At 51.7% G+C, this 20,587-nt stretch carries 17 protein-coding genes; 14 read left to right on the forward strand and 3 right to left on the reverse strand.

Annotated elements, in window-relative coordinates:
* Positions 1-3: 3 nt before the first annotated feature.
* The 3 genes from rlmKL to ftsH are packed head-to-tail and all read right to left on the reverse strand — an operon-like array spanning position 4 to position 5,143.
* Positions 4-2,235: a bifunctional 23S rRNA (guanine(2069)-N(7))-methyltransferase RlmK/23S rRNA (guanine(2445)-N(2))-methyltransferase RlmL gene (gene rlmKL, locus MUG09_RS04625; protein WP_244773927.1), complete on the reverse strand. Its 2,232-nt coding sequence runs from the start codon at positions 2,233-2,235 to the stop codon at positions 4-6.
* Positions 2,232-3,176: an Hsp33 family molecular chaperone HslO gene (locus MUG09_RS04630; RefSeq protein WP_244773928.1), complete on the reverse strand. Its 945-nt coding sequence runs from the start codon at positions 3,174-3,176 to the stop codon at positions 2,232-2,234. The genes rlmKL and MUG09_RS04630 overlap by 4 nt, the downstream gene beginning before the upstream one ends.
* An 11-nt stretch (positions 3,177-3,187) precedes the next feature.
* Positions 3,188-5,143 (reverse strand): ATP-dependent zinc metalloprotease FtsH, encoded by a 1,956-nt coding sequence (gene ftsH, locus MUG09_RS04635; RefSeq protein ID WP_244773929.1) that lies wholly within the window; start codon positions 5,141-5,143, stop codon positions 3,188-3,190.
* A gap of 99 nt (positions 5,144-5,242) precedes the next feature.
* Between ftsH and MUG09_RS04640 the strand changes: the two genes are divergently transcribed.
* The 14 genes from MUG09_RS04640 to MUG09_RS04705 all read left to right on the forward strand — a co-directional run bounded on the left by MUG09_RS04640 (position 5,243) and on the right by MUG09_RS04705 (position 20,586).
* Positions 5,243-5,968, forward strand: a complete 726-nt coding sequence (locus MUG09_RS04640) for an SDR family oxidoreductase (protein ID WP_244773930.1) — start codon at positions 5,243-5,245, stop codon at positions 5,966-5,968.
* 98 nt (positions 5,969-6,066) lie between these two features.
* The gene (locus MUG09_RS04645) at positions 6,067-7,494 is read left to right on the forward strand and encodes a hypothetical protein (protein ID WP_244773931.1); all 1,428 of its coding nucleotides are present in this window, start codon (positions 6,067-6,069) and stop codon (positions 7,492-7,494) included.
* Between the two features lie 15 nt (positions 7,495-7,509).
* Entirely contained in the window at positions 7,510-8,616 is a 1,107-nt protein-coding gene (locus MUG09_RS04650) for an efflux RND transporter periplasmic adaptor subunit (RefSeq protein ID WP_244773932.1), read from the forward strand.
* A 1-nt stretch (position 8,617) separates the two neighbouring features.
* Positions 8,618-9,304, forward strand: coding sequence for an ABC transporter ATP-binding protein (locus MUG09_RS04655; RefSeq protein WP_244773933.1), 687 nt, complete (start codon positions 8,618-8,620; stop codon positions 9,302-9,304).
* Positions 9,294-10,475 carry an ABC transporter permease gene (locus tag MUG09_RS04660; RefSeq protein ID WP_244773934.1) on the forward strand — a complete coding sequence of 394 codons (1,182 nt, stop codon included), beginning with the start codon at positions 9,294-9,296 and terminating at the stop codon, positions 10,473-10,475. The genes MUG09_RS04655 and MUG09_RS04660 overlap by 11 nt, the downstream gene beginning before the upstream one ends.
* Before the next feature lie 20 nt (positions 10,476-10,495).
* Positions 10,496-11,824: a sensor histidine kinase gene (locus MUG09_RS04665; RefSeq protein ID WP_244773935.1), complete on the forward strand. Its 1,329-nt coding sequence runs from the start codon at positions 10,496-10,498 to the stop codon at positions 11,822-11,824.
* Positions 11,821-13,176 carry a sigma-54-dependent transcriptional regulator gene (locus MUG09_RS04670; protein ID WP_244773936.1) on the forward strand — a complete coding sequence of 452 codons (1,356 nt, stop codon included), beginning with the start codon at positions 11,821-11,823 and terminating at the stop codon, positions 13,174-13,176. The genes MUG09_RS04665 and MUG09_RS04670 overlap by 4 nt, the downstream gene beginning before the upstream one ends.
* A 12-nt stretch (positions 13,177-13,188) precedes the next feature.
* Positions 13,189-14,934, forward strand: coding sequence for a M3 family oligoendopeptidase (locus tag MUG09_RS04675; RefSeq protein WP_244773937.1), 1,746 nt, complete (start codon positions 13,189-13,191; stop codon positions 14,932-14,934).
* Positions 14,918-16,069 carry a class I SAM-dependent RNA methyltransferase gene (locus tag MUG09_RS04680; protein ID WP_244773938.1) on the forward strand — a complete coding sequence of 384 codons (1,152 nt, stop codon included), beginning with the start codon at positions 14,918-14,920 and terminating at the stop codon, positions 16,067-16,069. Before MUG09_RS04675 ends, MUG09_RS04680 begins: the two co-directional genes overlap by 17 nt.
* 2 nt (positions 16,070-16,071) lie before the next feature.
* The gene (locus tag MUG09_RS04685; RefSeq protein ID WP_244773939.1) at positions 16,072-17,979 is read left to right on the forward strand and encodes an NAD(+) synthase; all 1,908 of its coding nucleotides are present in this window, start codon (positions 16,072-16,074) and stop codon (positions 17,977-17,979) included.
* 102 nt (positions 17,980-18,081) lie between these two features.
* Positions 18,082-18,702, forward strand: coding sequence for a hypothetical protein (locus tag MUG09_RS04690; RefSeq protein ID WP_244773940.1), 621 nt, complete (start codon positions 18,082-18,084; stop codon positions 18,700-18,702).
* A gap of 53 nt (positions 18,703-18,755) precedes the next feature.
* The gene (locus MUG09_RS04695; protein WP_244773941.1) at positions 18,756-19,391 is read left to right on the forward strand and encodes a hypothetical protein; all 636 of its coding nucleotides are present in this window, start codon (positions 18,756-18,758) and stop codon (positions 19,389-19,391) included.
* A 98-nt stretch (positions 19,392-19,489) separates the two neighbouring features.
* Entirely contained in the window at positions 19,490-19,816 is a 327-nt protein-coding gene (locus tag MUG09_RS04700) for a hypothetical protein (protein ID WP_244773942.1), read from the forward strand.
* Positions 19,813-20,586, forward strand: coding sequence for an MBL fold metallo-hydrolase (locus tag MUG09_RS04705; RefSeq protein ID WP_244773943.1), 774 nt, complete (start codon positions 19,813-19,815; stop codon positions 20,584-20,586). Before MUG09_RS04700 ends, MUG09_RS04705 begins: the two co-directional genes overlap by 4 nt.
* Position 20,587 lies beyond the last annotated feature (1 nt).

Below are 20,587 nucleotides of genomic sequence, written 5' to 3' on the forward strand. Positions count from 1 at the left end.
CTGTTATTTCTTACGTACCGCCCTGATGGTCGGTTTCGTATCCTTGACGGTGACGACGGTCCGATGTTTGATCAGGAAGGTGTAGTGAATTTTCTGGTCCCTTGCAAAATCCTCGGCGATGGTGCTTGGTGTGATGTCCTGGACATCATACTCTTCAAGCAGGCGCTCATCGAGGCGGAACTTACGGTAGTTGTTGCTGAAGATCAAGGTGCCCTTTGGATCGAGGTGCATCATGCAGGCCTTGATCAGCCTGACTTGATCCCTATCCACATCGAAGTTCTGCCGTCCCTTTCCGTTGGAGAACGTAGGGGGATCGCAGAAGATCAAATCGTAGCGGTCGTAAGTATCGAAGAGGAACTCAAGGCAGTCACTGCGATAAAAAAAGTGGTTCATTTCGGTATACCCGTTGAGCTGCATGTTTTTTACCGCCCAATCAAGATATGTAGCCGATGCATCGACACTGACGGTACTCAGAGCTCCCCCTTTTGCCGCCTGTACGGTCGCCGTACCGGTATAACAGAAAAGATTGAGGAATCGCTTTCCTTCGGCCATTGAGGCTATCTGCTTCCGGATGGGCCTGTGGTCGAGGAAAATGCCTGTATCGAGATAGTCGGTGAAGTTGACCAGATATTTTACCCCGTTCTCATTGATGATGTAGAACTTGTCGGTACTGGCCATTTTCTCGTACTGCTTCTCTCCCTTCTGCTGGGTTCTCTGCCTGACATAAATCTGTTCGCGGTCGATGCCTGTTGCACGTTCGGTTGCATCGATGAGCTCTCCCAGACGCCTGAGGGCATCTTCGGGATCGATTGTTTCAGGCGGAGCATACTCCTGCAGGCTGATGTACTTGTTCTCATAGAGATCGATGGCGGCACTGTACTCAGGCATATCGGCATCGTAGATGCGATAGCAGGTTACGCCCTGTTGTTCCATGATCGGCTTGAGATTGCCCAGATTCTTCACCAAGCGGTTGTATGCCATCTGAGCCCCGTCACTGAGAGGTTGGGCAAGGCGCTCTTTCTTGCGTTCAATCGCCCGCTCGATCATCTGCTGACGCTCTTCGGCGGTAAATACATAGTAGTGGGCTATCTGACACGTCACGCCGCCGTTGTTGACGGTGTTGGTTCGATCGGGCTTCATGTCGACATGGCTGAGCAGTTCCTGCTGACCGCAGAGAATGGCGACATTCCAGCCTCCGAACAGCGTACTGATCTGCCTGCCCAACTGGCGGTAGAGTACCTCCAAATTGGTATCGCTCTCCATTCTCAGCCCGTAGGGAGGATCGGTGATGATGTACCCCGTGCCCTGGGGGACATCCGCTGCAGTGATGGTGCAAAAGTCCTTGACCTGAAAATTGATGAGGTCTTCGACCTGGGCAAGCTCGGCATGCTTCTTGCTGATTGCCACAGCCTTGGGATCGATGTCCCAGGCATGGATGACGATATTGCGGGAACTTGCCTTCTCGGCTCGTTCAAGGGCCTCATCAACCACTTCCTCATAGATATCGGGATCGTGGATGGGCAGGTTGAAGAAGTTGAACTTGCGGTTGGACACCAAGCCGGGTGCTCTGTCGGCTGCCCAAAGGGCTGCTTCGATTGCGATGGTTCCCGAACCGCAGAAGGGATCGAGCAGCATCGGTACCCCTTCTCCTTTTTCGAGTGACTTTCGCCACTCGCTTCGATAGATGACCGAACAGGTGAGGTACTCACTGAGTACTGCATCGGTCTGGGCGACCCGGTAGCCCCTTCGGTGAAGACCCCGGCCTGAAAAATCCACATACCAAGCGACTTTGTCGCCGTCGATGTGCAAATGGAAGACTACGTCGCTGTTTTCTGTGTCAACCAAAGGTCTTTCTCCATCAAACTTCTCTCTGATGCGGTCTACAATGGCATCCTTGAGCCGGATGGCGGCGAAATGGGAGTTCTTCATGTACGGGCAGTTCTTCACGGTCTCGGTGACGGAGAACGTGATATTGGGATTGACCCAATCCTCCCAGGGAATTTGCATGGAGGCTTCGTACAGCTCGTCTGCATCGAGGATGTCCTCATCCTCGAACAAACCGAGCAACACTCTGGTTGCAGTTCGTGACCAAAGACAGAATCTGTAGGCCGCAGCAAGGTCGGCTGAAAACTCAACCCCCCCGCTTATCGTCCGTATATCGGTAGCCCCTGCAGCTTTAGCCTCTTCCTCGATGATGTCGTTCATGTAGAGGGCGGATGTGGCAAAAAAAATCATACGGTAACTCCTTCTGCCTCAGAGAGCAGGTGTTCCAACTCGAAACGTTCGTAATGGTAGTGGGTATTGCAGTTCGCACACACCAACTCCAAGGGGAAGGGACCGTTCTCAAGAATGTCCTTCTGTTCCTCCTTGTTCAGCTGCTTCAGGTACCGAGTGTACTGCTCTCGGGAGCACGGGCAGGAGAATGCCATGAATTGACTGGCCAAATGGCGTACTTGAGAAGCTTCAAACTGCTTTTCCACATAGGAACGGATGGTTTTTCCTTCCGCAAGCCAGGCTCCGATAGAGGGCAATTTGGAAGAGAGCTCCTCAAGTTCATCCAGAATGCCTTCACTGCAGCCAGGCATCGCTTGCAAGAAAAGAGCTCCGCTGCCGGTTACCTGTCCACGCTTGTCGAAGTGCAGCGAGAGGACGAACATGGTGGGAGTCTGCTCCGATTGATGATAGTGCAAAGCCAGATCCTTCGCGAGGTCTCCATAGGCCATCATGGTCTGTCCGGTGAATGGTGTCTTGTGTCCCTCCAGTATTTTGGAAACTGAAAGGAAGCCTGGTCCATACAACTCATTCAGATCGAGGCTCTTCAGGCTCTCCTTGAGCGGGATGGGATTGTGCTTGAGGTATCCACGCACCGCACCCACCGCCCAGGATTCCACAAACACCCCTCCGATGGGTCCTCCGCACTCTATGTTCAACTGGATGCGGTCATTTCCTTTCACGGTGGCACTGAGCAGTCCCCCGGCAAGGAATGCCTGCCCCAGCACATACGTTTCGAGCAAGCCCAAATCGTGGTTCGCCCGCATTTGGTTTATGAGCTTGGTTGCCGATATTGCAGTAACGCGTATTTGGTCGTCATGCAAAAGAAACACCTCGCGCCCATCATCACTCAGGGCGGCCAGGTGTTCCTGTAAGTCTCTATCTTCAATCTTTTTCTTTATCATACGGAAGCAGATTAGACAATGACCTCACTTTTTGCAAGAGCTTGGAACTCTGTTCCATTAATTACTTCATTCTCCAGCAATTTTGCAGTGATTACCTCAAGAGCCTTGCGGTTCTTCTCAAGGTTGGTCTTCACCACCTGATACCGTTCATTGACAATGCGGGCCGTCTCGGTATCGATGTACTCCTGGGCTTTCTCCGAGTACTCTCGTGCTCCGCTGACTCCGGCTATTCCACTCTGGGTGGTGGGCAGGGTGATGTTCCGGTATCGATCACTCATACCGAACTCGGTGATCATCCGCCGGACCAGGTCACTGGCCCTTGAGATATCGTTTCCGGCACCCGTGGAGATTTCCTGAAAGATCACCTCTTCGGCGGCACGGCCTCCGAGGAGGGTGTCGATATTGCCCAGGAGTTCACTCTGGCTGAGTAGGAATCGATCCTCGGTAGGGTACTGCAACGTATATCCCAAGGCTCCCAACCCACGAGGGATGATGGAAATCTTGCTCACCGGCTCGGACCCTTCGGTCATGAAGGCGGTAAGCGCATGTCCGGTCTCGTGATAGGCGACCCTCTCGCGTTCCTTGGCGTTGAGCAGCCGGCTCTTGCGTTCCAACCCTGCAACCGATTTCTCGATCGCTTCTTCAAAGTCGGCCTGCATTACCACCTTCCGGTTCTGTCGAACCGCCATCAAGGCAGCCTCGTTGGCAATATTGGCAAGGTCGGCACCGGCCAGACCTGCAGCACTTTGGGCGATTTTGCGAAGATCGACATCGTCGCCGAGCTTGATGTTGCGGGTGTGAATCTTCAGGATTGCATGTCTTCCATCCAAGTCCGGCTTGTCGATCAGTACCTGACGGTCGAAGCGACCGGGTCTGAGTAGTGCGGGGTCGAGTATTTCCGGTCGGTTGGTTGCTGCAAGGATGATTACGCCGGTTCTGGAATCGAAACCATCCATTTCAACGAGCAACTGGTTCAATGTCTGTTCACGCTCATCGTTTCCTCCGATGCCCGCCGACACGCGCGAGCGTCCGATGGCATCGATTTCGTCGATGAAAATTATGCAAGGGGAGTTTTCTCGTGCCTGCCTGAAGAGGTCGCGTACACGGGCGGCTCCTACGCCTACGAACATCTCGACAAAGTCGGCGCCGCTCATCTTGAAGAAGGGTACGCCGGCTTCGCCTGCCACGGCCTTCGCCAGCAGGGTTTTACCGGTTCCCGGGGGGCCTACCAGCAATACTCCTTTGGGAATCTTGCCGCCTATCTCTGTATATTTGTCGGGATGCTTGAGAAAGTCGACGACTTCCTCAAGTTCATATTTGCTTTCGTCAGCACCGGCTACGTCGTCAAAACGGACTCCGGTATCACCCTCGGCAACGATTTTGGCTTTATTTTGGTTGAAGGAGAGCACGCCCTGACCGCCCTGTCCTCCCATTTTTGAGAACAAGAAGCGCCAGATGAGCATAATGAAGACAAAAGGAAGTGCATAGCTGAGCAAGCTGGACAGAATGCTCGGCTTGGCCGGCGGGACTGCGTAGAACTCAACCCCCTGCTTTTCAAGGAAGGGTATGAAGGCCGGGTCATCGACCTTGTAGGTGCTGAAGGACTGCAAGAGACTTGCCGCATTTGGCTCGCTGGCAAGCGATCGCAGGTCGGTCACGACTTGGTCTTTCGCGAACGGGTAGCCGACGTAGCGTTCTTCTTCGATGGCAACCCGCTTGATGGTTCCATTCTCGATCAAGGTCTTGAATTGGGTGTAGTCCACCGAGTATACGTTCGACTGCCTGGTCACCATGAAGGTGTTGAGGGCGAGAAACAACAGCAGGATGATGAAGAAGTACCAAAAGGAGAAGGTAAATTTCTTCTTGTCCTTGCCACCGCTTTCGTTGAGGTGAACCCCGGGTTCTATATTGAACTTCTTCTTAAAGGTGTCTTTCCAATCTTTCTCATTCTTATTGTCTTTGCTCATGCGTATGGTTCCTTGTAGGGAGCGTCTCGTGTAGTCCCTTGTTTCGAATATACTCCTGCAATTGCCAATCGGCAACAAGGTCGGTATAGTGATAGACCTATGAATAGCAAAGAAGTTGTGCTTATCACCGGAGGGGCCAAACGTCTTGGGAGAGCCATGGCTCTCTCTCTTGCTGCATCCGGGTACCGCGTGGTAATTCATTGCAATGAAAGCGTCGAACAAGCGGAAAAACTTGTACAAGAACTTGCTTTGCAAGGTTTTGACAGTGCGTATGTTCAAGGTGACCTAAGCGATTCAGGTGCACTTGCATCATTGTTTTCCCAGGCCGTTCAGGCTTTCGGACAGGTCGATCATCTGATCAACAACGCATCCCTCTTTCCTGCACGGACTATGGACGAAACAGATCTCGCCTTGTTCGAACAGGTGATGGCTGTACACAGCACCGCCCCGTTCTTCTTGTCCAGAGAGCTGTATCTGCATCTCAAGGTTCGTGCAGTGAAGGGTTCGGTTATCAACATGCTGGATGCAAAGCTCACTTCCCCCACTGCGTCCAGGCCGGCCTACTACTGTGCGAAAGGAGCGCTGGCCTATCAGACCAAGGCGCTTGCTGCGGCCCTTGGCCCGACTTTGCGCGTAAACGCCGTCTCTCCAGGCTTGGTGCTCAGTAATGGCGATGATGCGTATTTTACAAAGATGCAAAACCAGCTTCCTCTCAAGACGACGGGAAAAACTGACGATATCTGTCAGGCTGTCTCGTATCTTCTTGGTTCTTCATTTGTTACAGGCACAGAGCTTTGTGTCGACGGCGGACAAAGACTTTTGTAGTTTATGTGTAGTTGGCCTCTCAGACATTGCCGTCAGCCTTCAGAATGTACGATAGTAGGGTAGTTAACCGAATATACGAGGAGCGTATATAGATGTATATGCACAACCACAGACGTTTGGCGGTACTCCTTCTGGTATTTGCCACAACAGTTCCCCTGATGGCTCTTCCCCTTCAGGACTTGATAGCCCAAGCATTATCCAAAAGCACCAGCATGCAGGATTTGGAGTACTCCAAGCAGAAAACGTTACTCACCATCGGGCTCAATCAGGTTGAGGATGAGCTGGGTATCGCCATAGCAGCTACAAACATAGAAGCTGAGTACGATGCTACAACTAATGCGTACAAGTTATCAGCAGGAAGTGCTCAGGCAGGAGGTTTGCAGGCTACTTTTACTCTACCTAATGATGAGAAAACTACCATTATAGTATCGACAGGTTCGATGAGTACCAATCTCACTACGGGTACAAGTTATATAAATCCAGCATTAGGAGTCAGCCACACCCTTACCTATGGCTATACTGCAGACAACCAGAAGTCTTTACTCAATCGTCAGACCGAAGTGCTGGCTCTCAGTACCTATGAGTCAAGCAAGCTGAATTTCACCACCAGTATCTACACCCAGATAGATTCGCTGTTGGAGAATGAGAAGTCGATCAAACAGACACAGAAAGAGCTTGCCGATTTGAAAACGAGCTTGGAGCAGAATCTCTCGCTGAAGTTGATCCGGAAGGAAAGCCTTGTGTATCAGGCCCAGGAGCAAACTATCAAAATGAAAGAGGCAACCCTGACCAATCTTCAGGCAACCAGGGAACTCCTGCTTCGCCAGTTCACCCTCCTTGCAGGCTTTGCCTGGGAAGGGGTGGAGGATATTGCACAGCCGAATCTTTCCTTTGCTTCCAATCCCAGTGGCAACAGCAGTGTTTCCTTGAAAGCCCTCGATTTGGATCTGGCCAAGGAAGAGCTTGCATTGAAGATGGCTGAGTTTACCAATAAGAGCTTGGTCTTGAATGGGGGAGTTTCTTCCTCGGTTTCATCCTCTGCGACAGATGCTTTGTCGGTCTCTGCCTCAGCTACATTGCAGGCAAAGAATTTCTCTGCAAAAGCTGGATTAAGCGGCACTTATACTTATTCCACAAACGGTTTTTCCCCTTCACTCTCTGTTTCCGGCTCCTGGAACAACAATCCCACACTCGCCAGTGATGCCCTGACCTTGCAGAAGTTGGAAAATGAGGTTCTTATCGCCAACCTTGCCTACCAGACAGCCCTCAATGAGTATTTGCAGAATGCTGCTGCACTTGAGAGCAATATTGCTGCCTGGAACATGACGCATGCCTTGCAGAGACAGTCGATGGAGTATAATCTGGCACTGTTGAAACAACAGCAAACCCTGTTTGAGAAGGGACTTGCCACCAAAGCGGATGTTGATGACGCTGCCTTTACGGTCGAAATGGATGCCTATACATTGGCTTCCACCTTGTTGGATGGACTGAAACTGGAAAACCAAATCCGCACACTGCAAATCTAAGGGAGAAATGATTCCATGCACGATACTTCGAACGAACTCAATACCGAACACCAAGTAAGAAATCAACTACGCAAGAAGCTGCGCAAGCAACGGGTCAAGCGTCTCATCACCACCTTTATAATTCTTGCCCTTATTGTCTTCGGGCTATACGTCTACACCTTTTACAAAGAGAACAATCGATTTCCATGGGCTCAGGAGAAAGAGCAGGTATCGGCTGTGAAGGAAGTGGAAGCGAAGGTGTACGAGAATGTATTTTCCACCACCATCGACTTGTCCGGGTATGTGGAGCCTATTGAAATCCAGAAGGTCATCCTTCGAGCGGCCGGTGCTGTCACCGATGTCTACGTCAAGGAAGGCGACCGGGTGCAGAAGGGGGACGTTCTGATCGCCTTGGACAACACCAGCCAGTTGTATGAGGTTGCCAATTTGCAGGCGGAATTGGAACGAATCCAACTTACCGGAAGTCAACGGGAGTTGGAGCTGACCGAGCTTCGGCTGAAATCGGCAATGAACCGTCTCGATTATACCAAGGCAATCGCCAACTTCGACGGAGTGGTTGCCGAAGTAAACGTGAGTGTCGGTGACTATTTTGACGCAGGATCATCGGCGATGACAATCATTGACCGCTCACGGTTGAAGGCGACAGTGGAAATCGATGAGATTGACATGCAATACGTACAGCTCGGCCAGAAGGCCGTACTCTATTTTGACTCGTATTCAGAGTCTTCAATCGATGCAGAAGTATCCTATATTCCCATGCTCGGCCGGTACACCAACCAAGGCATCGGAGTCATGGATGTCGAGCTGACCATCGCCAATCCCCCGGCCTCCGTCGCTCCAGGCTATACATTTGAAGGTTCGATCACCAGCGAGGGTGAAACAAAGCTTGTACTGCTTCCTCAATCGGCGGTGACAACCACAAGAGGCAGCAGCACCGTAACCAAGAAGCTTGCCGATGGAAGCACCGTCAGGGTTCCTGTGACTGTCAAATATTTGGGTGAAGGCATCAGCCAACTTCTCAATGGCGATTTGAAAGTAGGAGATACAGTTGTCATCAGGCGTACCGACACCTCCGCCGGAGCCTTTGCCGCCATGGGCGGCCCTGCAGTGAGGATGTTCTAATATGGTTGAGAGTGTAATACGGCTGCAGGATGTCAGGCGTTACTATGTCATGGGGGAGTTCGTAGTCAAAGCCCTTGACGGGGTGACGGTAGACATCAAGCGCGGTGAGTTCACCTCGATCATGGGACCCTCGGGAAGCGGCAAATCGACGATGATGAACCTCATCGGATGCCTTGACACCCCGACCAGTGGCCTGATCGACATCGACGGTGAGAATACCGCCGGTCTCAACGAAACCGAACTTGCCTACATCAGGAACCGAAAAGTCGGCTTTGTCTTCCAGCAGTTCAACCTGTTGGGCAAGCTGACAGCCTTGGATAATGTCATCGTTCCCTTGCTGTACGGCGGAATGTCGGTGCGTGAGCGTAAACAAAAAGCAATGGATGCCTTGGAGCGGGTAGGACTGTCCGACCGCCTGTACCATCGACCGAATGAACTTTCCGGAGGCCAGAAGCAGCGGGTGGCCATCGCCCGGGCCCTGGTGAACAACCCGACGATTCTTTTGGCGGATGAGCCGACCGGAGCGTTGGATACCAAGACCGGGAACCAGATCATGGAGCTCTTTGAGGAGTTGAACAGCGAAGGTCGTACTGTGATTTTTGTCACCCATGACCGTGAATTGGGCATGCGTTGCCATCGGCAGATCCGTATCAGGGACGGAAGGTTGGAGGAGCAACATGCTGTTTGAAAACATAAAACTTGCATTCAGTGCCATGCGCGGCAGCAAGATGAGGACGGCCCTGTCCCTGTTGGGTATTGTCATCGGGGTTGCTTCGGTGGTCGCGATACTCACCATCGGGCAAAGTGCCTCACAGAGCATCACCGAGAGCATTGCCGTCGGCGGCTTGGACATGATCACCATTTATCCATCCTATGGACAACGTACTACCGGAACCTTTACCGAGGAGTTTTCCGATATGCTCATTCGCGACGTTGAGGGGCTGCAGACGGTGTTGCCGCAGAACAACAGCAGCGCTCGTGTCCGCTATGGCAAGGAGTCCATGAACGCATCAGTATCAGGAGTTCTTTCCGACTATGGCAATGTATTGAACCTTGAATACGCAGAAGGCTCCTTCTTCAGTGATATGGACAACATCAACCGCCGTCAGGTGGTGGTGCTGGGTTCGTCGGTTGCAGAGACCTTGTTCTCTGAGCAGGAAGCACTAGGTCAATATGTGAGCTTGTTCCGAAACCAGGCGAAAAGCTACTTGGTTGTCGGTGTTCTTGAAGCCAAGGATGCCACCTTCAACCTTTCGTACGACAATACCGTCTTCATACCCTACAACACCTATGGCCAGCGATTCCTCAGAACCAGTGGGGTAGGCGCGTACGTGATAAAGGTAATGGATGGATATGATACCATCGAGGTCTCCGACCGGGTTACCGAGTACTTGGACGATATCGTCGGTACCGATGGCTACAATCTCTTCAGTCCGGCCTCGCTGGCCGAGATGGCCAATCAGATTACAGGAACCTTCAGTGCATTCCTTGCAGCCATCGCCGCGATCAGCTTGTTGGTGGGTGGCATCGGCATCATGAATATAATGCTCGTTTCCGTAGCAGAGAGAACCAAGGAAATCGGCATCCGCAAGGCCCTTGGTGCAAGTCCCAGCGTAATCCGTGGACAGTTTATTGTAGAGGCTCTCACCTTGACGATTCTCGGCGGCCTGCTTGGTGTTGCCTTGGGTTCGCTGCTCAGTTATGCGGTGACCAACCTGATGGATTGGTCGTTGCATTTATCCTACGCCTCGTTCATACTTGCAATGGGCTTTTCCATGTTTGTCGGTGTCTTTTTCGGGTGGTATCCAGCGATGAAAGCCTCCCGTCTCGATCCGATTGATGCCCTCAATTATGAATAGGATGCGCGGGGGATATACGGTTGAACGCTAAACGAACTCGATGGATGATTGTGGATGCAAGGGAGCCCTTCATTGTCATAACCAGCCTTGCATTCGCTTTCATCGTACTCATAGCACTCGTTATTTTCTTGACCACAGCCATTCTGGAACGCGAGCAGCTTCGGATGCAAAGCGAGGCCGAACGGGCCTTCAATTCCGTGTTCCTTGCGTTGCAGGACAGTACAACAAAAGCTTTGAAAACCATGCAGGACGAGAATATCTCCGGTATCGGTGTGTATAGTTCGATGGGACGCAAGGTGCTCAGTCTTGGTAATGTTCCCATGACCATCCCCCTTGCCCGCTTCTCCACCTCTCTTGATGCCCTGAACAAGAGTAATCCCAATACGGGAATTGCAACGTACAACCGGGAAACCGGGATGATCGAGTACATCCGGTTCAGTCGCCTCACCATTCTCCTCGATACCGGGGAGCTGACCCTTACCGAGAGCGGGCTGTTGCCCACTCCCATCGATTTCCCCGATGTCCTGTACCTCCATTTCGATGGACAGCGTTATCACCACCGCCTCGTGGTGATCATGGTCATCGGCATCATCTCCACCTTCACCCTCATCAGCCTGTTTCTGTTGGTGCTCAGCATCTATCGCAACAACCGCAGGTATCGCGATGCATTGGCCAAACAGGAGAGTCTGGTCAATCTCGGGCAGGCTGCCCGAACCTTGACCCACGAGATCAAGAATCCACTCAGTGCCATCACGATTCAACTGGCTTTGCTGAAGAAGACACTTCCCAAGCAGCATACCAATGACTTGATTCTGATTGAGCAGGAGGTTCAGCGTCTCACCCAGCTAACCAACAAAGTCAGTGACTTCTTACGCAACCCGGTTGGCACACCGGTCTCTGTGGACCTGACGGAGCTGTTCACCTCCCTGATCAAGTGTTTTGACAAGCCGATACGGTTCTTCAGCGAGCAGAGGGTTCAGATTGTCATAGACAGCGACCGGGCTCGATCGGTTTTTGAAAACCTGCTCAAGAATGCAGTGGAAAGCACAACTGATCATGATCCCGAGGTGGAAGTGCGCATTACCACCGATAAGAAGAATTTTGTACATATTTTTGTCATGGACAGGGGGGAGGGAATCCGCCTTGGTGACGCGAAAAAGATATTCGACCCTTTCTTTACCACGAAAATACATGGCTCGGGCATCGGCCTATCCATCAGTCGGCAATTTGTAAAAGCCCGGGGCGGAAATATTCGTTTGTATGGACGTGAAGGAGGCGGGACGGTGGCGGAGGTCATTCTCCCGCGGTCCCTCCATCCGGTGAAACTGGTTGAAAAGGATGAGAAATGAAGATATTGATTGTTGATGATGAGCCTAATATTCGGGACCTGATGCATCGTTATCTGAGTCTGGACGGCATTGACAGTGATTGTGCAGAGAATGGTTTGTCTGCTCAACGCATGTTGGCTGAAGTTGCCTATGATGCATGTCTTGTAGACTTGAAAATGCCTGGCATGGATGGTCTTTCCTTGATCAGCTGGATTCGCAGTGAAGGGTTTCGCATGCCGATCATTATGATCAGCGCCCACGGGGAGATCACCGATGCAGTCTGTGCCCTCAAGGAAGGCGCCCAGGACTATATCGTTAAACCCTTCGATCCTGAGGAGTTGGTCATCCGCCTGAAAAAGCTGGTGGAAGCCCAGCACTTGAAGAACCTGGTTGAGAGTGAGACACGGAACAATACCGATGAGGACAAACAGATTTTTGTCGGTGAAAGTAATTCGATCAAGCGCATCAAGGATGTGATCGGTAAAATTTCCGATACCAACTCCACCGTTCTCATCACTGGAGAGAGCGGCACCGGAAAAGAGGTTGTGGCTCGGGAGATTCATGCTTCCAGCCCGGTCAAGGATGGTCCTTTTGTGGCCATCAATATCGGGGGAGTTCCTGAAAATCTTTTGGAAAGCGAGCTCTTCGGATATGAGAAAGGGGCATTCACCGGTGCAGCTTCTCGTAAGACGGGAATGTTCGAGCTCGCCAGCGGTGGAACGCTTTTCCTCGATGAAATCGGTGATATGCCGCTTTCGCTGCAGGTGAAAATCCTTCGCGTTTTGCAGGACAGGAAAATTACCAGACTTGGCGGTACTGCCGCCATGCCGATCAATGCCCGCATTATTGCCGCTACAAACAAGGACTTGGAGCAACGTGTCCGTGATGGAGTCTTCCGTGAGGACCTGTTCTATCGCCTCAATGTCGTACGCATCGTCATACCTCCTTTACGGGAGCGCAGGGAGGATATCCCCTTGCTGGCTGCCGGAATCCTGAAACGGCTCAACCGTCAAATGGGCCATAAGGTTACCGGTTTCTCAGCCGATGCCTTGGCTTTGCTTTGCAGTCATGAGTTTTATGGCAATGTACGGGAACTGGAGAATATATTGGAGCGGGCTGTCATTTTCTCCAGCGGTGATGAGATTCAAAGTGACGATCTGGACCTGCGGGGTTCAGTCTCGCTGCATACCCAGTCCAAGGATGAACCAAAACTTTCCGATGCTGAGGCGAAGAGCCTGAAAGACGTGGAAATCGATGCTATCATCCGTGCACTGCACCGCTGGGAGGGCAACCGCACCCGGGCGGCCGAGGAGTTGGGCATCAGCCGCCGCACCCTCATCAATAAAATTGCAGAGTACGATCTGAACCTTTAGAAGGAGTTGCGCGTGAAAACCTTACCCACATGGGACCTCACTCCCATTTATCCTGGCTGTGACAGCAAGGAGTTCTTATCCGATCTTCGTATTGTTGTAGCCGAATCAAAGGCATTGGAGGAGAGCCTCGGTACCGATTCAAGCGATTTGAAAGCGAATATCGAGCGCTATGAGCTGGTACTCGACTACTTGGAAAACCTCAACGCATACAGTTCCGCCTGCCTTACCACTGATACTTCGAATCCACTTTTTCTCAAGGCGGTGAGCCAAGTTGAGGAAGCCTCTCTGGTAGTGCAACACCTGGAAGTGCTGTTTCTCAACTATTTGGCAACGCGGAAAGAGGAGGTTGCGAAGCGGACGAGTCAAGGCGGAGACCTTGCAGAGTATCGATTCCCCCTGCATGAACTGCTACAAGAGCAGAAGCACCAAATGGCTCCTGAATTGGAGGCCCTTGCCAGCGACCTCGCTCGCTCTGGAACCGATGCTTTCTCCCGACTCCAGGAGTCCATGGGATCGAGTATCCATACTGAGTGGGATGAAAAGACGGATAAAACCGTCGTGCAATTGCGCAGCGATGCCACGAATGCCGACCGCAATGTCCGTAGGCGTGCGTTCGAAAAGGAGCTTGCTCTCTGGAAGGCTTATGAAGTGCCGTTCGCTGCAGCTCTGAACGGAGTGAAGGGGACGACGTTGACGCTGGACAAGATGCGGGGTTTCACTTCTCCTTTGGACCGTTCTCTCTTTGAGTCACGCATCGATAGACCGATTCTTGACGCATTAATTTCCACTCTCGAACAAAGTATTCCGCTTTTTCGCAAGTATTTGAAAAGAAAAGCCGAGTTACTCGGTCTTCCCGGCCTCAGTTTCTATGACTTATTCGCTCCGGTGGGAAAAGAAGGGAGCCATTTCTCCTACGACGAAGCTCATGCCTTCATCGTCAAGCAGTTCTCCACCTTCTCTGAAGAGATGGGTGCTTTTGCCGACCACGCTTTTAAGGCCCGATGGATCGATCCCGAAAGCAGAAACGGGAAAGTGGGCGGAGCCTACGATACCGTTTTTCCCCTTGCCAGGCAAAGCCGGATCCTTTCGAATTTCGACTACACCTACAGCGGGGTCTCGACCCTGGCTCATGAGCTGGGTCATGCATGGCATGACTCGGTGGTGCTTCCCAAAAGCAACCTGAAGAGGACCTATCCCATGACACTGGCGGAAACAGCCTCAATTTTCAGCGAGTTCCTCGTATTTCAGGGTGCTCTTGCTGAAAGCTCGTCAGAGCAGCGGTTGGCATTGGTTGAGCAGTTCGTCCAGGATGCAACCCAGGTATGCATCGACATTCTCAGCCGCTTCTACTTTGAATCGGAGGTTTTCGCAAGAAGACCTGAAGGAGAGTTGTCGGCAAGCGAGCTGTGTTCAATCATGGAGGAAGCCCAGAAGCGGACCTATGGCGATGGCTTGGTGGAGTACCACCCATACATGTGGGCGGCCAAAGGCCACTATTACTCCTCTGATTTCTCCTTCTACAACTACCCGTACGCTTTCGGCCAGTTGTTTGCCTTGGGGCTGTACGAGAAGAGCAGGCATGCCGGCTCTTCATTCCCCGATCAATACAAGACATTGCTCGCAGCAACCGGAAGCTTTAGTGCCCGGGAAGTAGCTTCCCTGGTTGATATCGACCTTGCCGATCCTGGTTTCTGGCAGCAGGGTATGGCAGTCATCGCCACGTATATTGAAGAGTTGTGTGATGCGCCTCTTCATTGAGAAGCTTATCAGCGGAGGAGACGGTCTTGCCATCGGAGAGGATGGAAAGAAGGTCTTTGTTGCGCAAACACTGCCGTCCGAGGTGGTTGAAGCCTCCCTTGAACAGACGAAGGGAGGCTATAACCTTGCCTCTGTCGATGCACTTGTTGAGGCGAGCGAGCATCGTGTACAACCTGCGTGTCCCTACTGGGGTATCTGCGGTGGTTGTGACTTCCAGTATGCCGATGCCGATTATCAGGCTCAATGCAAACAGGAAATCGTAGTGGACAACCTCAGTCGATTGGGTGGTTTGGAACGAGGTTCCTACCACCTTGAGCCGACGGTGACCGGTCCTGCTTGGAACTATCGAAACCGTGTCCGATTTCATGTGGACGTATCCAATAAACACGTTGGATTTCTCCAGCGCAAGTCTTCAAGCTTGGTACGCATCGAAAGCTGTCCAATATTGACAGGGCAGCTTAATGCCCTGCTTTCAGATTCCAAGCCATTGTTTGAAGCAGCCAGAAAATTGATGTTTGCCAATCGCGGGGGAAAAAGCAGGTATCTGGAAGTCCCTGCGTTTGCTTCCGAGCGTAAAGTATCTCTTTTGGACAAGGAGATTGACATTACGGTAGGGGAAAAGCGCTTCTTTGTGACAAGCGAAGTGTTCTTCCAGTCAAACAGGTACCTGACAGCCGCTCTAGGTGAGTATGTGGCAGACAAGGCCATAGGCACCTCGGTCATGGATCTGTACAGCGGGGTAGGTACCTTCAGTGCATTTCTTGCCCAACCGGGTAGAAGGATTGTCGCAGTCGAACGGCAGAAGCAATGCCTTCAGTTGGCGAAAAAGCATCTCGGCGACTGTGAGTTTTACACCGATGCCGTAGAGGTGTGGGCCAAGCGCCAATACCCCAGCGTCGATACGGTGGTGGTCGACCCTCCTCGTACCGGGCTTGATCAGGGTGTACCCTCCTTGATTGCTTCCTGGAAGCCACAGCGTATCGTGTATGTGTCCTGCAACAGCGTTACGCTTGCACGAGACTTGCAACGGTTTGCTTCCGAGGGCTACACTGTCACTACGGTCAGGGTGTTTGATCTCTACCCCCAAACGTTCCACCATGAGGTGGTGGTAGTCCTCGACCGCAGGGAGAACTGAGAATGAAAGACGGGTTTATCAAATGTGCTGTAGCCTCCGCCCAGGTCAAGGTTGCCGATTGTCTGTTCAATACCCAAACTGTACTGCAGCTTATGCGTCAAGCCGAGAAAGAGCAGGTACGTCTCCTCGTTCTTCCGGAATTGGTTACCAGCTCCTATACCTGTGCCGATTTATTTTTACAGCAATCACTGCAAACCGGGTGTCTTGAGGCTGTTGCTGCTATTGTCGAAGAGAGCAAGGATTGTGAACTTCTCTTGGTCTTCGGTTCCGCCTTGGTCGTCGAAGGCAATTTGTATAACTGTGCCGTGGTGGTTCACAAGGGAGTAATCCTTGGTGTAGTGCCCAAGCAGCATCTGCCCAATTATCAGGAGTTCTACGAAAAACGATGGTTCTGCACCCCAAGAGATGGTAACCGTGAAATTACCCTCCTTGGACAGACTGTGTGGTTCGGTACTCGCTTGCTCTTTCAGAACGTTGAGATTCGTGAGTTTGTCCTGGCCTGTGAAATCTGCGAGGACCTATGGGTACCCGACTCGCCCGGCATAGGATACGCTTTGGCCGGAGCTACAGTCATCACCAACTGCTCTGCCAGTGATGAGCTGGTGGGCAAGGAGGAGTACCGACGAAGCCTGGTTGCCGGTCAGAGCGCCAAGCTCGTGTGTGCATATTTGTACAGCAATGCCGGAGAGGGCGAGTCTTCGACGGACTTGGTCTTTACTCCGCATAATCTCATCTACGAGAACGGTTTGCAGCTTGCCCAGTCGTATGGAATTTCCAATACGCTGTTGATAACCGAGATCGATGTACAGAAGCTTGCACTCGAACGCATCAGGATGCAGACCTTCAACGCGGATAGGAGTGCCTACCGAACGATCTCCTTCTCTTGGAAGGTCGGTACCTGCAGTCTTACCCGTTTTATCGATAAGGCTCCCTTCGTTCCTTCCGATGAAGCAAACCGCAGCGAGCGCTGTGAAAAGATTCTGATGCTCCAAGCCCTTGGCTTGAAGCAGAGGCTTGCCCACACCCAATCCAAATCGGTTGTGGTGGGGCTCTCCGGTGGACTCGATTCAACACTGGCCTTATTGGTCTGTGTACGGGCCTTCGACTTGTTGTCTCTGGATCGCAGTGGCATAGTGGCTGTGACCATGCCCGGTTTTGGGACTACCAAACGTACCAAAGGCAATGCAGTACAGCTTGCCAAGGCCTTGGGAGTCGAGCTGAAAACCATTTCCATTGCAAAGGCTGTCAGGCAGCACTTCAAGGATATCGGTCATGATCCGGCGGTGTTGGATGTCACCTATGAGAACAGTCAGGCCCGCGAGAGGACCCAGATATTGATGGATTTGGCCAATTCATTGAATGCCTTGGTGGTTGGTACCGGCGACCTGAGCGAGCTCGCTCTCGGGTGGGCGACTTACAACGGTGATCATATGTCGATGTACGGGGTGAATGCATCGGTTCCCAAGACGTTGGTCCGTCACCTGGTAAAGCATGTTGCCTCTCAGAGCGATCCAGAGCTGAAAAAGGTTCTGCTCGATATTGCAGCTACTCCGGTCAGCCCTGAACTGCTGCCGGCCAGCAGTGATGGAACCATCATGCAAGTGACCGAGGACATCGTCGGACCGTATGAATTGCACGACTTTTTTCTCTACCATGCCATCAGATGGGGTTTCGGTCCGCAAAAGGTCTATCGCTTGGCTTCCCTTGCCTTTGCCGGCGAGTATGATGATGCTTTCATACTTCGTTGGATGAAGACTTTCTATCGCCGCTTCTTCAGCCAACAGTTCAAGCGATCCTGTCTGCCGGACGGGCCGAAAATCGGCTCTCTCGCCCTCTCACCCCGTGGGGATTGGCGTATGAGCAGCGATGCTTCCTATACGCTTTGGAAGCGGGAACTCGATACTTTGTGAAGTTATAGCAAAATAGTACAAGAATTCAACAAAGAATTCCTCATTCTTTTGTAGTAATCAGTATTCGATTGCTGTTATAGAGATGAGGAGTAACTACACCACATGCGAAACAAGTCTCTGGCCGTGTTGGTCATCCTATGTGTTTTGCTTCCTGTCTCCGTTGGAGCAAGGAGCTTGTTGAACGTCAGTCTTGGGTTTGGAGCCGCCTACTCACCTGATGAAGGGACCGATTTCTCATTGGGCATGGAAAATCCGGATAATTGGTTGTTCGGTGGAGAGATCAGTGCCCGATTTGCCTTCATTCAGGCTCAGGCGATGATTTTCCCGATTGAGTGTACAAAGGATGAGTCAGGGGTGTTGATGATCGGCATGGGTTCTTTGAGCCTTCCAATTGTCGGTTCCTTGATTGCGCTGGAACTCGGTGCAGGTGTGGGCGTGACATACGTCCCGACCAATACAGCCGATTCACGTGCATATTATGCTTTGCCTCATGGAGCCAAGGCCGATGCCGAGGATATAACCTTCAGCGAAGCAGTTTGGGAGAGTCCGGTGTATCTGCAGGCGGGAATTGGAACCGAGATAGGTCCAATCGGCGTGAAATTGCGGTATTTGATGGAAAGTCAGGAGACAGTAGGTTCAGTGTTGGCTTCTGATGCATGGTGGGGCGCTTTTGCAATAGAAAAGGGAACTCTTTCCCTTGCGTTGGCATTAAAAATGTTCTAGATTTAGAACACAATCGCGTATATGGCAGGAAAACTGGCAAAAAGGGGTACGATATGAAGAGAAAGTTTTTGGTAACATTGCTTGTCGTGTGTGTTTTGCTTCCTGCAGCCCTCAGTGCTGCAATCGTTGATCTGAGTCTTGGTGCTACTGCGCAGTACAACAAGAATCTTGGTGAAATCAAGACAGACATGGACAACGAGGATTTTTGGCCCGGTCTTGGGGATTTTAAAAACTACACCATCGGTGCCGATGTAAGAATCAAGCTTCTTATTGCCGAAGTCGATGTAGTTGGAACTTTTGCAAATACCACTGTCAGCGGTGTTGATTACACTGAGATTTCCGCCCTGACCACAGCCGGCATCTCCCTCGACCTGCTTGGGTTTGCTCGTCTTGGCTTTGGCTTGGGACCCCGCTTCCGTGTCTTGATTGACGACGCTGGTAAGGCCAAGGTAATTGCAAGCGACAATTCCACTGTAGGAACTTGGCAGAACTTTGGTGATGCTTTCATCAAATCCCCTGTTGCTTATCGTGCAACGGTTGACTTCAATCTCGGCAGTCTGATGCTGGGCCTGAACTACACCCTTGATACGCTCTACACTTTTGAGAATGCACAGGAAGTGAACAAGCTCTTTGATGCCGATATGGACAATGGCAAATTCGGTGTCTCCCTGCTTTTCTCACTATTATAGAAATTGACCAATCATTTGCTCAGGCCCGGAGAAATCCGGGCCTGAGTTGCTTTTCCGCTTCGCCCAAGTGTGGTACATTTGCCTAGAGGAGTTCAGTCATGGCCAAGAAAGGATTTTTTCATGCATTCTTGTCGTCGATCACCGTTGCGATACTTTCGTTTTTCATTATGTACTTCTTCATCCCCAGCATGAGCATGCAGTTTCTCGGGGTGAGCTTTGCCTTGCGTAAGGGTTCGGTGAACGCCCAGGTCCTGACTGCCTTGGAGGCTGTGAAGGTGAATCCTGAGTTTTCGCAGGAAGCCTTCGATCGGCTTCAGTCACTGCTCTCGAGCCCTGAAGTCCAACAGCGGCTCAAGGATGCAGCAAAACAAGGACAGCAAGCCCTTGAGGATGCGGTGAAGAACGTGTCGGAAATGGCAAAATGAGTCAATTGGACGTTACATTTCTCGGAACTGGAACCAGCCACGGCATTCCCGTCATAGGGTGCAGCTGCCCTGTCTGCACCTCCTGCGACCCCCGCGATACACGCTATCGTGCAAGTATCCTGCTTCAGAGTGAGATTTTCAATATCTTGGTTGACACCTCTCCCGAGTTCAGGCTCCAGGCCCTGAGAGCAGGTTTGAAAAGTCTCGACGCTGTATTCTATACCCATGATCATGCCGATCACTTCAACGGGATTGATGACTTGAGGGTGTTTTGCAAAGATCACAGTCTGCCGGTATACTGTAAAGAGGATGTGGCCCTCGCAATTCAAAGTCGGTTCAGCTACGTTCTCAACGGTGATGATATCGCCGGGGGGATCCCGCATCTGGATTTAAGGATTCTCAAACCGTTTGAAGAGGTTGAAATCGGCAATTTCAAGGTAATGCCCATTCCAGTTCTGCATGGAAAGCGGGAGATATTTGCCTTTCGCATCGGCTCGTTCGCCTATGCGACCGACTGCAGTGAAGTACCAGAGCGGAGCCTGCCTTACTTTGAAGGGCTCGATGCCTTGGTGGTGGGAGCATTGCGCTATTGGCCCCATCCCACCCACTACAGTGTCTTTGAAGCGGTAGCCTTTGGGCGCAAGGTCGGGGCCAAACGGGTGTATTTCACTCATTTGAGCCATGGCCTGAGCCACGCTACGCTGTCTGCCGAGCTGCCCGAGGGATTTTCGGTGGCCTATGATATGCTGCATATAGCAGTAGGGAGTTGAA

The sequence above is a fragment of the Sphaerochaeta associata genome (assembly GCF_022869165.1).
GTDB classification, from domain to species: domain Bacteria; phylum Spirochaetota; class Spirochaetia; order Sphaerochaetales; family Sphaerochaetaceae; genus Sphaerochaeta; species Sphaerochaeta associata.

Coding starts and splice junctions, on each gene's coding strand:
- MUG09_RS04700 (WP_244773942.1), top strand. CDS start 19,490: ATGGCCAAGAAAGGATTTTTTCATGCATTCTTGTCGTCGATCACCGTT.
- MUG09_RS04705 (WP_244773943.1), top strand. CDS start 19,813: ATGAGTCAATTGGACGTTACATTTCTCGGAACTGGAACCAGCCACGGC.
- MUG09_RS04660 (WP_244773934.1), top strand. CDS start 9,294: ATGCTGTTTGAAAACATAAAACTTGCATTCAGTGCCATGCGCGGCAGC.
- MUG09_RS04640 (WP_244773930.1), top strand. CDS start 5,243: ATGAATAGCAAAGAAGTTGTGCTTATCACCGGAGGGGCCAAACGTCTT.
- ftsH (WP_244773929.1), bottom strand. CDS start 5,143: ATGAGCAAAGACAATAAGAATGAGAAAGATTGGAAAGACACCTTTAAG.
- MUG09_RS04695 (WP_244773941.1), top strand. CDS start 18,756: ATGAAGAGAAAGTTTTTGGTAACATTGCTTGTCGTGTGTGTTTTGCTT.
- MUG09_RS04645 (WP_244773931.1), top strand. CDS start 6,067: ATGCACAACCACAGACGTTTGGCGGTACTCCTTCTGGTATTTGCCACA.
- rlmKL (WP_244773927.1), bottom strand. CDS start 2,235: ATGATTTTTTTTGCCACATCCGCCCTCTACATGAACGACATCATCGAG.
- MUG09_RS04655 (WP_244773933.1), top strand. CDS start 8,618: ATGGTTGAGAGTGTAATACGGCTGCAGGATGTCAGGCGTTACTATGTC.
- MUG09_RS04630 (WP_244773928.1), bottom strand. CDS start 3,176: ATGATAAAGAAAAAGATTGAAGATAGAGACTTACAGGAACACCTGGCC.
- MUG09_RS04690 (WP_244773940.1), top strand. CDS start 18,082: ATGCGAAACAAGTCTCTGGCCGTGTTGGTCATCCTATGTGTTTTGCTT.
- MUG09_RS04670 (WP_244773936.1), top strand. CDS start 11,821: ATGAAGATATTGATTGTTGATGATGAGCCTAATATTCGGGACCTGATG.
- MUG09_RS04685 (WP_244773939.1), top strand. CDS start 16,072: ATGAAAGACGGGTTTATCAAATGTGCTGTAGCCTCCGCCCAGGTCAAG.
- MUG09_RS04680 (WP_244773938.1), top strand. CDS start 14,918: ATGCGCCTCTTCATTGAGAAGCTTATCAGCGGAGGAGACGGTCTTGCC.
- MUG09_RS04650 (WP_244773932.1), top strand. CDS start 7,510: ATGCACGATACTTCGAACGAACTCAATACCGAACACCAAGTAAGAAAT.